Genomic DNA, 12672 nt, shown 5'->3' on the forward strand with positions numbered 1-12672 from the left:
AATGGTAGCGGGGGTAGGATTTGAACCTACGACCTTCAGATTATGAGCCTGACGAGCTAACCAAGCTGCTCCACCCCGCGATAAAGCTCTAACTTCCAATTATAACAAAATAATATGGTGGAAGCTGAGGGATTCGAACCCCCGCGCACTTTAAATGCCTCTCAGTTTTCAAGACTGACCCCTTCATCCACTTGGGTAAGCTTCCTTTGGTAGCAGGAGCGGGACTCGAACCCGCGACATCTCGGGTATGAGCCGAGCCCTCTAACCAGCTGAGGTATCCTGCCTAATAATGGTCGGGATAACAGGATTCGAACCTGCGACCTCCTGCTCCCAAAGCAGGCGCTCTACCAAGCTAAGCTATATCCCGCTGGCCTGCCTAATAAGATTCGAACTTATAACCTTTAGCTCCGCAAGCTAATGCTCTTTCCAATTGAGCTATAGACAGTTAAATGGAGGTGTCTGTCAGAATCGAACTGACGATATGGAGGTTGCAGCTCCAGGCCTTTCCTCTTGGCTAAGACACCCTATTCTATATCTTAGTAAAAATAAGTTTTATAAGGCAAAGAAGTATTCACGTACTACCAACAGTAAATTATATTGGAACTATTGTAAAATAAATTTATTATAAATAGGGATATATTTCTTATTAGGAATAGGTTTTCATTCCCTGCTCCTAATTAACTTAATTTCATGTTTGTAGGGAGAGATTAATTTACCCTTCTCTCTCCAATAAGGAGTTTCAACAATTATTGGTAATTTCCTGAATAAGGGCTCATATGCCCATTCCATTAATATCTCAAAACCTATATGACCATAATCTAAATTAGCATGTCTATCTTTGCCAGAGCCTCTAACATTCATAGAGTCTCCTAAATGTACTACTTTAATTCTCTCTAATCCTATTAATTCATCAAACTTCTTTAAGAATTCATCTTTCTTAGATAAGTCATATCCAGCATCGTGTAAATGTACAGTATCTAAGCATACTGCTAATTTAGGATGATTATCACATCCCTTTATTATTTTTGCTATTTCCTCTAATGTCTTGCCTATTTGATTCTTCTTTCCTGCCATAGTCTCTAAACATATAAAGACATTAGTATCTTTACATTCTTTCAATACTAATTTAAGATTTTCTATTAATAACTCTATACCTTCATCTAAAGTATTCCCTACATGGTATCCTGGATGTAATACTATATAGGGAATACCCATAGCGCCTGTTCTCTTTACTTCTTCACTTAAGAAAGAAATAGTAAAGTCTTTATTTTCTGAATTAGTATTAGCTGGATTAATTATGTAAGGAGCATGTACTACACAATTAGAGAAATCTATTCCATGTTCTTTTCCTAACTTCTGAGCTTCCTCTAAATAAAGCTCAGAAATAGCCACTCTTCTCTTATTCTGGGGCGGTCCTGTAAAGATCATAAAAACATCAGCACCATTATGTATAGTCTCTTCAACTACTCCCAATAAATACTTGGAAGGTCTATTTAAAGAGATATGCGAACCTAATAATAACTTAGGATTCATTAAGAATCTTTAACATTAAATCACAACCTAGCAATAAACAAGCATGTCTTGAAGAATATTTAGAAAACTTCTTAAATTCCAATAGTTTTTCACTAAGTACTTTTGGAATTTGCTTTCCTAAAATCATATTTTTAAATCCTTTAAGAATTGCATTAGCTTCTTCAACAGTCTTATTCTCTATCTCTTCCATTAACACATTAATAGAAGCTCTAGAAAGAATACATCCATTATGCGAGAACTTTAAATTACTTACTATATTTGAATCTTTAGAGAAAGTAATACTACATCAGTCATCACAAGCACTAGTGCTTATTCTTACAGGCTTATCCTCTTTGGATATATATCTACTTACTTTAGAGAATTTAAAAATTTCAGATCTACCCACCCTTCCTTAATAAACAAATCGAATAATTGTTTTCTCTCGCGCATTTGAATAAATGTATCTCTATATTTCATACAATAGTTTGAAATAATTTTTGTAATTTAACAAAGAGAACAATTAATCATGAAAAAGAAATAAATACTCATAGTTGCTTGAAAATTCAAGAAAAAAATTCTACTAGTTTCCTTTTGCTTAAATTTAAATAAAACTTATGAGTGCCATAATCTTTCTTAGCATCTAATCCAAGAACACCAAAAACATTTCTAGGATTTAAACTCTTAACTAATCTATCACAAGTACTGGTTGAAAGATTTAAATTACGTTTAAATATTTTTGAAAAGAAAAAGAGAAAACAAACAAATACTACTAATGCTAAAGTATTTCAGAATGAATCAGATAAAATTGCTTCTTTTAAAAAAAGAAAGTTTACTCTCCTAAAGCTGAAAGAACCATTATTTTTTAATACCAACTAACCTGTAAAAATTCTATACAAAAGTAATTAATAATTTCAAATATTTTTTCTTAATGACTTTAATTTAAACAATAATTTTTTATTTTTGTTTACTTAAAAAGAGGTAAATGATTGGCTATTAATGGTTAGGTAAATTGTTTTCCTATCTTATTATTTATCAAAAAATATCTTCCTAATTAATTATAAGAATTTCTTGAACCAAAATACACCCACCAAGATAGTAAAATCAAACGACCTCTTCACTCTTTTTAGAATCAAGAGATTTGCTTAACCTGTTTACTTACAGCAGTGTCCGCAAGGAGTGGTACAAGAAGAACACTTACACATGCAAGACTTAGAGCTATGACAACAACAAGTGCATGAAACGACGGTACAAGAACCACAAGAGCAATTACACTTATGACAATTACAGGAACAACTGGAACAATTCATATTTATTTAATTCCCACAATAATTATATTCAAAAATATATGATTAAATTCAACAAATTTAATTCTTCACATCATTTAAACTTTTTGAAACTATTAATAAGTAGCTACAAAAACTCCCTAAAAGAGTTTATTCTTAACTCTAAGAATCAATGATATTTAAATAAATTAAGATGTTATTTTCGAGAAAGCGCAAATTTCCTCTTTATTTAACTCTTGTTTATATTTGGCAATTAAAGATTGTTCATCATCTTGTCTTTCACATCACTGCACTAATGATGCTACAGGCATACCCTCATCGTCCATAAAACGTCCATCATCTCCAATAGAAAAAACTACTGCCGTTCCTGATCTTCCATCAATAATTCTTGCTAACTCTTGAGTGGCCGTTGCATCATTCTTATATTTAGCAAATAATTTTTCTAATATTCTAAGCCCATTGCTTCTTTGTCTCTCTTTAGCGACCATATTTTGTTTTCCAATATTAACCTGCTCCTCCTTTTGAGAAGGCCAAGTTGCAAAAATCGTTCCTGCCGCAGTTACGCCAGTTAAAGCCAGTCCTATTAGGGACTTTACAATAGTAGAATTATTCATTCTAGGTTTTACAACCTTCTTGTCTTACTTTTGTAAACTCACTATCCTTAGGTTCAGCTTCACACCACTCCTTAAATTTTTTGCTTAACTCAAGCTCCTCAATACTTCTATTACTTTCCGAATACTTTTTCTTTCAACTAGTTCATTCATTAAATAAACCATTATCACTTCCAATTGCTCTTACCTTTCCATAAAAAGGTCTCCAATTTTTATTGAACCAATCTAAATTGCGTCTTTTTCAAGAATCCAAAGAATCTGAATTAAAATCTAAATTGTTCCATCCATAATAACTTCCTGCTACAGTAATGCCAGTTATTGCCAATCCTATTAAAGATTTTGCTATATTATTCAATTTGATATTTAGGGTTGTTGGATTTTCCCTTCTCTAAATTTTTCAATCTTTTTTAAACTTAATAACATGCCAATATCAATAAAAACTTTGACAATCCTTTAGCAAAACCATTTAAGAAAAGCGCCTTTAACTATAATTAAGGCTAACGAAGAACCTTTCATTTAAATTAATTTACAAATCATCCAACTCCTCCTTTGTCATTTTTTTACCATATCTATATTGTTTATCTCTAAAGAAATATCTCTTTAATTTACGAAAATCTATTCTGTCTTCTAAAGCAGTATTAATTTCATTCTGCAATAGTCTTACTTTAATCTCTAATTCTTGCATATAGAAAGCACAAGTCTTTAATTCCTCTTTAGTTAATTTAGCTCTTAATTCTGGCAAATGTAATTTCTGTAATAGCTCTCATCACTCTTTAGTTTTCTCAAAAATTATTCTTTCGTAGCTCTTAGGTCCAAACATAACACTTCTTTTAACTTTTCTCCATATTAATAAGAATATGAAAGTTTATCCACAAAATAATGAAAATGATTGTGGAATTTCAGTTACTCAATCACTAATAAAGCATTATTACGGTAAAGAAATATCAAGAGAAGAATTATGTAGTAAATCTAATTTAACTGAAGAAGGATTATCTATTCTTGATTTAGAGATGCTAAATCAAGAATATGGTATTCAATTAACTGCATATGAAATGGATTATGAAGAATTTACTAATTATTTAACTAATGATTACTTCTTATTACTAATAAAGTCTGGACATTTAAATCACTATGCAATAGCTAAGAAAAATAAGAAAGAAGTAATTATTTTTGATTCTGCTAAAGGTAAATTAAAGCTTAAGTATGAAAGCTTTAAAGAATACTACTTAAATATATTCATTACTATTGAAGCTAATGGAAAAAAGAATAAATTAATAGCTCAAATACAGAAAGAAGAGAACTTTCATGACTATGAAAAAACAGCCATAAGTGCTTTTCTTAATATTGCTATCTTTTCTTTAACTTTAATTATCTCTTTTGCTACTAAATATAGTATTAATCATATAGTTAATAACTATCCTTTAATTAAGCTGGGCGGAATAGGCTTAATACTAATAGCTAGTTATGCAATAGTTAATTTTGGAGAATACTTACAAAAACAAATAAATCTTAATCATATTAATTACTATTCAAAATCGCTCTTTCAAAGCTTAATTAATGCTTTCAAAAATAAGAAGAATTCTTTTTTTCAAAAAGCAGGAAAAGATCAATTCTTATTAATACAAAAACATATAGAGAATATTGCTACTTACCATACAGAACAATTAAATCAATGAATAATTAGCTTAGTAATATTAATAACTCTATCTATATTCCTTACTTCTCTACACCACTATTTCTTATTAATAATTTTTATTTCTTTCGTTATTCAAGCTTTCTATTTATGAATAATGAAAGAAGAACATAAATACAACTTTCCAAAATTAATTGAAGCACAGAATACCAATAAGAGAAATAACTTTGAATTAGAGGAATTCCTAAAGAATGAAATTAATTTAGTTAAATTAAGTGCAATCTGTCATCAATTTAAAGAAAGCTGATTTAAAGAGATAACTCTTAATAAATCAATTACTCTAAGACAAGCTTTTTTTGAAAAAATAAATACATTCTTTAATAACTTAATTCAATTAACACTCTATTTCTTATTGGCTTATTTCTTCTTTACTAATACACTAGACTTTAGTTACTTTGTAGTAATTAATGTATTCTATGCACACATTAATAAATCCTTTAATAACTTAGTTAATTATTATTTCTTTAGATATCCTTACCAATATTCAAAAAAAATATATTTAAACTTATTAAATACAGATACTGTTGAAGAAACAGAAGAATGAAAACTACCTAATAGTATTCAAATTAATAAACTAAATTATTATTCTTCTTCTAAAAATATCTTTAATAACTTAACTCTATCTCTATTACCTAATACTTTTTTATTTGGCTCTTCTGGTATAGGCAAAACTACTCTCTATAAATTAATTAGTAATAAGCTACCTATACAGGGCAATCAAATTAATTTTGATAATGGTATTAGTATTAATAAGAAAGAGTTTTCTGAGAATGTAATTTATCAATCAAGTAATAGTTGATTAGGTGAAATAAATATAGCTAAATCTATTCGATCTTTAACAGCTAGAGATAAAGCAAAAATATTAGGCATATGTAAAGATATGAAGTTAGATGAGAATATTAAAGTTGAAGGTTTAAGTGCTGGACAAAAACAATTACTCAATTTATTAAATCTAATTCCTTTCAAAAACAAAATAATTCTTCTTGATGAAGCTATTTCTCATATTAATTACATATCTAAAGAAAAGATACTAAAGAGTATCTTTCCCATAATAATGAAACGTAATTTTGTAGTATGTAGTGAACATTGCCAAGAACTAAAGAAATACTTTAAGAACTTTATTAATTTGAATGAATTACTCCAATAATTTATTCATCTTTTGTAGCTCTACATTAGCCTTTGCTTCTTTGGGTTTTGTAATACCTATAGATAACTATGAGAATAATCAATTACTTAATGTAAGTAATAGTCATTCTCAATTATTCTTATCTCCAAAAAGCTTTAAGAAATTAGGGCTTAAAGAAAGCAATTGATTTAAGTACTATACAGAAGGAAAAGAGAAACACAGTAAAGTAATAAGTATTATTGCAGAAGCTAATAGATACGTACTTTACTTATCAGAATCTAAAGATACTAAATTAATAACAAACATCTCTTATTTATTAGATTCTTCTTATTTCTGAGCTAACCTTTTTGACCACCTTTAGAGTACTTAAACTCAAACTTACTTATCTGAAAGCCAGCAGAACCTGCTGCTCCAACAGTTAAATGAGCATAAGCATTCTCAATCTTTCTTGTTACTAAACCAATAGGTCTAACTTGAGTAGCATAATGTAATTCTTTTCCGCTTTTTCAAAGGAATACTGAATACCAGAAAGCCAACATTGAAACGTTAGGTATTTCTTCTGCGGACGGATCTTTTCCAGATGTATGCTGAAAAAATTTTTCTAACTGAGATTGAATTTTGTTAAAGCTATGCTCATCCCCTGTCTGTGGTTTCTTTGATAAATCTCTCTTATCTGCTCTGTTGTAAGTTACTCTAAATTTAATCTCTAAAGCGCTACTTTCTTCAGTCTTAGAACTTAATTCTTTAACATCTACATCTACCTTTTGAGATCCCCACAATTTATGTAATTCAGAAGAAGTCTTATCTTTCTCCTCTTCATCATATTTATTTCCGTCTGCACATTTTCCTGCTTGTCCTGCTTCATATTTCTTACTTAGGCATAATGTTGTCAAAGTACTGAAGTGATTACTATGAAAGAATGAATTGTAAGAATTCTTGGAACCATCCAAATGTAAAGTAATTGATTTAAGATTGTCCAAACTCACATCAGTTAGTTTTCCTTTAGTTCTTCTTGGGTACCAATAATAAACCTGCTGGTTTGACTTAAATCAAGTATCAAGATTCAAAGGAAAACCCTCATCCATTTTTTCTCCATAAGCGGCTATATCTTTAAAGTAAACATCGGCTTTTGTAGATTCATCGGTTTCAATAATAGTAACTATTTCTTTTGACTCCAACTTTGAATTTAATTCTGACAATGTTTTGACAGGATTCTCTTCGCCCGTCTTTTCTTGTTGTGTTAGCTCGCTTGCCCCAGATTGTTTATCTATGTAAAAAGAAGATAATTCAGGCTCTTTATCTAATGAAAAAATTAAATAAGATGGAATATGGATATGTTGTCGATAACTTCAACCACTATCTTCAGAACACTTTCATTTTTGATTAAATGTATTATCTCCATTGTTGTAACCAGATTGAGTTATTTTGTAAAGTCTGTGTCTTAGATCGCAAGACGGGTTTTTTGTGTTTACAAAACCACTGACTCTTGTTGTTAAATTAATCTTTAAATTCTTCTCTATATCTAACTCTAATCCTGCTATTAAAGATAACTTTCCATCAAGTCCGTATTCTTTTTTCTTATGAAGATGTGTTAGAGGATTAAAGCCTTGATAATCTTTACCTATTATTCTATTTTCATTACCAATATCAAATCTAAATACTTCTTTTGAATAAGAACTATTTAAATAAAGATTGCTTAAATCTAATTCTGTTTTCAGAAATAGACTGTGTTTCTTTAAATATCCAGATATAGGATCAAAAAATGAAAAAGATAGTGGATAATAAATCTCTAGTAAAGAAGAAACATCAGGAGATTCATTAAGTTTTTTATCCCCTTCATTTAATTTACCTTGTATTAATTGCTTAATTCAAGTAGCTTTATTAATAATTATGCTAAAGGTGTGACTAGTTTGATTGGCAAGCTCAAACTGAGAACTATATATGCCCTTTTCTTTTAAATTCTCATTTTGCTCAGTTAAATAAGCATTACCTCAGGCCCTAAAAGAAGATTGAACTATTTTGTATTGGGGATAATTTTTTGAATTATTTCCACTTGTAAAGACTTGACTCGTTTGTGAATCTAAATTGATTTCCTTAATTAAAGCATCAGGAATTAATTTTTTTTCAATTGAAGATTTTGGTTCATTTTGCAAAATATGCCCATTATTCACATATTTCTTTAATTGCTCTTTAGTAACTAAATCAACGCCTTTACATTCCTTGTAAAGTTCAGTAGACTCATCATGCGGAACATATGCGCCTTTGTTTTTGATATCTTTCCAATAATATTGCCCATTCCTTTTTGGAGCATCTGTTTTGTAAGAAAAAAATTCAACTCAAGATTTAGTTTGCTTTTCGAGCAGACTTTTTCCGGTGGAATCTATTTTCTCTTTCTTTACCTGTTGTTGTTGTTGTTGTTGTTGTTGTTGTTGTTGTAAATCCTGATCAATAAAGCCTCCTACTTTGTAGGGGTCTTTGCAAGTTGATTTTCAAAAATCTCCATTTGTCTCAAAAGTATATTTTGGCTCTGATGCTTGACCATCTGAGCTATTTTTTCATTTATCAAGAAATACTTTCTTGACTCTGCTACTTGAGGTATCTCCAACTATTGTTTCAAAGCTATCACTATTGGTTGTGAAATAATTTTTTGGGTCTAAAGGAGGACTATCATTAAAGAGAAAATAGAATGATTTGATAATTAAAGATGATGTATCTATTCCTCAAGAAAAACTGGATGGAATTGGTTTTGGAGGATCAAGTTCAAATGTTATTTTTTGTTCTGAGTCCTCTTTCTTAACCTTTAAGTTGTGTGTTTTCTCTTGGCCATTATTCTCTAACTTAGTAGTTACTACAGTGTAAATCTTTTCTGAATTAGTAGTTAAATCTGAAAGTGGAACAATATGTGTAACTGGTATAGGATCAGAATAATTTGCTACTAAATTAAGGGTAATAAGTATATTGATATTACCTTTATCTTGAATAGGAGTAAATCTATCTTTGGCTAGAACAAACTTTTGTGTATTGTGATCTGTTTCTTCTTTAATTATTTCAGTTGCTTCTTGAAATTTGTAATCAGAACTATGACTAAATGTTGAAAGAGGCCTTGTTTCTTCAATTCATAACTCTTCTCCATAAATAGTTTTGGAAATTTTCAAAGCTCCATAATCATCTACATTCTCAGGTAAATCTTGTTGCAAAGAACTTACTAAATTTATTATTGAATCCTTATCTTCTTGAGGATCATTTAATATCGGAGATAAAGTGGCTGCTGGTGCATAAAATGCTAGCTCTTTAGAAGCTAGCGTTACAAGAAATAAAGGAAAAAGGAGGATGAAAGTTCTTTTTAGAAATGAATAGCTCTTGATATATGACATCCAAAAATACTTTACTTTTGTAAGGGTTTGGAATATTTAAGCACAAACTTACTTATCTCAAAGCCAGCGGATCCTGCAGCGCCTATTGTTTCATGTGCATTAGCATTCTTAATTTCTTTCGTTATTAATCCTATTGGTCTAATTTGTGTAGCATAGTGTAAATCATTCTTGTTTTTGTCTTTCCAAAAAAATACAGAATATCAAAAAGCAAGCATTGAAACGTTAGGAATATCTTTCGCAGTAGGTTCTTTTGTATCTGTCTTGAAAAACGTTTCCAATTTTGTCTTTATTTTTTCAAATTTATCATTATCTGTATCTTCTTTCTTTGTTCTTCGATCTGCTCTATTGTAAGTTACTCTAAATTTAACTTCATAAGCTTGTTTTTCATCAGTTTTAGATTGTAAATCTTTTACATCTACATCTACTGTTTGCGACCCCCATAAATCGTGTAATTCAGAAGGTGATTTATCTTTTTCTACTTTCTCATATTTATTTTCATCTCCACATTCTTGCGAACTTGAACTTGAACTTGAAAGAATATATTTATTATTTACACATAGTGTGGTCAAAGTGTTGAAATGATTGCTATGAAAGAATGAATTGTAAGAATTCTTTGATCCATCCAAATGTAAAGTAATCGTTTTAAGATTACTAAAATCGATATTAGTTAATTTACCCTTAGCTCTCTTTGGATATCAATAATATACATTTTGACCACTAGATCATCAACTACTTAAATCTAATAATGGGAAGCCATTTTCTGGCTTTCCATAAGCGGCTATATCCTTAAAGTAAACTTCTGCTTTATTAGATTCATCGGTTTCAATAATAGTAGTTATTTTCCTTTCATTTAATTTAGAGCTTAATTCAGACAAAGTCTTAATTACCTCTTCGCCTTCTTGCTTCTTTACATCTTTTGTCTCTTCCTTTACTCCAGAATCCTTATCTACATAAAATGAAACTACTTCAGGCTCTCCAGTAAGCGAAATTACTAAGAAAGAAGGGATATGAATATGTTCTCTATATTTTCAACCAAACTCTTCAGAACAATTTCATTTTTTGTCTAAAGACTGTTTACTACTGTAATTGCCATTATCTATCTTGTAAAGCCTATGTCTTAGATCGCAAGATGGATTTTTGGTGTTTACAAATCCACTGACTCTTGTTGTTAAATTAATCTTTAAATTCTTCTCTATATCTAACTCTAATCCTGCTATTAAAGATAACTTTCCATCAAGCCCATAATCTTTCTTCTTGTGGGAATATGTTAAAGGATTAAATCCCTGATAATCCTGTCCTATTACTCTATTCTCGTTGCCAATATCAAATCTAAATACTTCTTTTGAATAAGAGCTAGTTAAATAAAGATTGCTTAAATCTAATTCAGTCTTTAGTAACAAGCTATGTTTTCTTAAATAACTTGATACTGGATCAAAAAATGAAAAAGATAAGGGATAATGAACCTCTAATAGAGAAAAGATATCTTGTGATTCATTTAACTTTTTAGATTCCTTCTTTTGTTGTTCGAGTGTTTTCTTAGTTAGATGTTCCGTTCACGTATTCTTGTCAATCTTTATGGTGAAAGTATGATTGCTATGATTCGCTAATTCAAACTGAGAACTATATATGCCCTTTTCTTTTAAATTCTCATTTTGCTCAGTTAAATAAGCATTACCTCAGGCCCTAAAAGAAGATTGAACTATTTTGTGTTGCGGATAGGAGGGGCTATCTCCATTTTGTAATCCTGACGATCCACTTCCATTATTAATTTCTTTAATTAAAGGTTCAGGGGCTAATCTTTTTTCTACGTGTTCTTTAGGTTCAAAAGTTAATGTTTTTGTTCTATTAATATATTCTCCAAGTTTAGTCTTAGTCTCTAATTCAACACCTTTGCAATAGTCATCTGAAGCAGTTGATTCATCATGAGGAACATAAGCTCCTTTATTTTTTATTTGCTTTCAAAAATATTGCTCATTATGCTTTAATTGTTCTTTTTGAAAAGGTTTAACTTCAATTCAAGACTTCTTTTGTTTAGCTAATCTACTACTTCCATTGTTTTCAACATTTTCTTTTGGCGATTCTGATGTCTGGGACGAACCTCCATTGCTCTTTAAGTCTTTATCAATAAATCCACCTACTTTGTAGGGATCTGAGCAAGTAGATGTTCAAAAATCATTATTAGTATTAAATTCATATGTAGGTTCTTCTTGCATGGATGGAGGATTTTTGGGTTTAGATTTATTATTTCATTTATTTAACAGCACTTTTTTGAATCTATTACTATACGTTGTTTCTCCAACTACATCAGACTCTAAATTTTGATTAATAGTAAAGTAACTCTTAGGATCTAAAGGAGGGTTGTCATTAAAGAGAATATAGAACGATTTGATAATTAAAGATGATGTATCTCAACCTATCCGACCACTTGAAGCATAAATGCTAAGAGTAGCATCTAGTTCAAAAGTTATTTCTTGTTTTGAACTATCTTTTGTAACTGTTAAAAAATATGTATTAGCTTGCTGATTAAGGTCTTCAGTTTTTGTAGTAACTATAGTGTAAACCTTACTGGAAACAGTAGTTAAATCTGAAAGTGGAACAATATGAGTTACCGGTATCTTATTATCTCCTAATTCAAAAGTTGTTAGTACATTAATATCTCCTTTATCCTGAATCTGTTCAAACTTATCTTTACTTAATACATACCTTTGTTTATTATCTGTTTCTTCTTTAGTAATAATTTCATCTGCCTCTTTAAATTTGAAATCAGATCTATGACTAAATGTTGAAAGAGGATTAGATTCTTCAATTCAAATCTCTTCTCCTCAAATACTTTTTTGAATCTTTAATGAACCATAATCCTCCACTCCTTCTGGAAGTTCTTTATTTAAAGAACTTACTAAATTAATTATTGAGTCTTTTTCCTCTTTTGGATCGCTTAATATCGGAGATAGAGTAGCTACTGGTGCATAAAATGCTAGCTCTTTAGAAGCTAGAGTTACAAGAAATAAAGGAGAAAGGAGGACGAAAGTTCTTTTTAGGAATGAATATCCTTTAATATACGACACTTAAGTCG

The 12672-nt window shown here is 29.9% G+C and carries 10 protein-coding genes and 6 tRNA genes; 2 read left to right on the forward strand and 14 right to left on the reverse strand.

The window, feature by feature from the left end; translation table 4 throughout:
• Positions 1-2: 2 nt before the first annotated feature.
• From A6V39_RS01740 to A6V39_RS01795, 12 genes are all read right to left on the reverse strand, one after another.
• Positions 3-80: transfer RNA gene (locus A6V39_RS01740), tRNA-Met, on the reverse strand.
• Positions 81-115: 35 nt separating this feature from the next.
• Positions 116-205 (reverse strand) — tRNA-Ser (locus A6V39_RS01745).
• Between the two features lie 2 nt (positions 206-207).
• A tRNA-Met gene (locus tag A6V39_RS01750) sits at positions 208-284 on the reverse strand.
• Positions 285-290: 6 nt separating this feature from the next.
• Positions 291-367: transfer RNA gene (locus A6V39_RS01755), tRNA-Pro, on the reverse strand.
• Position 368: 1 nt separating this feature from the next.
• Positions 369-445: transfer RNA gene (locus A6V39_RS01760), tRNA-Arg, on the reverse strand.
• A 5-nt stretch (positions 446-450) separates the two neighbouring features.
• Positions 451-524 (reverse strand) — tRNA-Cys (locus A6V39_RS01765).
• Positions 525-603: 79 nt separating this feature from the next.
• Positions 604-1533, reverse strand: coding sequence for a deoxyribonuclease IV (locus A6V39_RS01770; RefSeq protein ID WP_187149954.1), 930 nt, complete (start codon positions 1531-1533; stop codon positions 604-606).
• Complete coding sequence (locus A6V39_RS01775) at positions 1523-1918, reverse strand: iron-sulfur cluster assembly scaffold protein (RefSeq protein WP_187149955.1); 396 nt, start codon at positions 1916-1918, stop codon at positions 1523-1525. Before A6V39_RS01775 ends, A6V39_RS01770 begins: the two co-directional genes overlap by 11 nt.
• Positions 1911-2384, reverse strand: a complete 474-nt coding sequence (locus A6V39_RS01780; RefSeq protein WP_187149956.1) for a hypothetical protein — start codon at positions 2382-2384, stop codon at positions 1911-1913. Before A6V39_RS01780 ends, A6V39_RS01775 begins: the two co-directional genes overlap by 8 nt.
• A gap of 599 nt (positions 2385-2983) precedes the next feature.
• The gene (locus A6V39_RS01785; RefSeq protein ID WP_187149957.1) at positions 2984-3409 is read right to left on the reverse strand and encodes a hypothetical protein; all 426 of its coding nucleotides are present in this window, start codon (positions 3407-3409) and stop codon (positions 2984-2986) included.
• A gap of 1 nt (position 3410) precedes the next feature.
• Positions 3411-3761: a hypothetical protein gene (locus tag A6V39_RS01790; protein WP_187149958.1), complete on the reverse strand. Its 351-nt coding sequence runs from the start codon at positions 3759-3761 to the stop codon at positions 3411-3413.
• A gap of 171 nt (positions 3762-3932) precedes the next feature.
• A complete protein-coding gene (locus A6V39_RS01795) occupies positions 3933-4226 on the reverse strand; it encodes a hypothetical protein (protein WP_187149959.1) in 294 nt (97 codons plus the stop codon).
• Between the two features lie 37 nt (positions 4227-4263).
• Here A6V39_RS01795 and A6V39_RS01800 point away from each other — a divergent pair, with 37 nt between their 5' ends.
• Both A6V39_RS01800 and A6V39_RS01805 read left to right on the forward strand, forming a co-directional pair.
• Positions 4264-6246: a cysteine peptidase family C39 domain-containing protein gene (locus tag A6V39_RS01800; RefSeq protein WP_187149960.1), complete on the forward strand. Its 1983-nt coding sequence runs from the start codon at positions 4264-4266 to the stop codon at positions 6244-6246.
• On the forward strand, positions 6230-6586 hold the full coding sequence (locus tag A6V39_RS01805; RefSeq protein WP_187149961.1) for a hypothetical protein: 357 nt from the start codon (positions 6230-6232) through the stop codon (positions 6584-6586). The genes A6V39_RS01800 and A6V39_RS01805 overlap by 17 nt, the downstream gene beginning before the upstream one ends.
• Here A6V39_RS01805 and A6V39_RS01810 read toward each other — a convergent pair.
• Together A6V39_RS01810 and A6V39_RS01815 are read right to left on the reverse strand one after the other, a co-directional pair.
• Positions 6564-9599, reverse strand: coding sequence for a hypothetical protein (locus A6V39_RS01810; protein ID WP_187149962.1), 3036 nt, complete (start codon positions 9597-9599; stop codon positions 6564-6566). The two genes, A6V39_RS01805 and A6V39_RS01810, sit on opposite strands and share 23 nt — an antisense overlap.
• 11 nt (positions 9600-9610) lie before the next feature.
• Entirely contained in the window at positions 9611-12664 is a 3054-nt protein-coding gene (locus tag A6V39_RS01815) for a hypothetical protein (protein WP_187149963.1), read from the reverse strand.
• Between the last annotated feature and the right edge of the window lie 8 nt (positions 12665-12672).

Origin of the sequence: Candidatus Mycoplasma haematobovis, assembly GCF_001645765.1 — a bacterium.
GTDB classification, from domain to species: domain Bacteria; phylum Bacillota_I; class Bacilli_A; order Mycoplasmatales; family Mycoplasmoidaceae; genus Eperythrozoon_B; species Eperythrozoon_B haematobovis.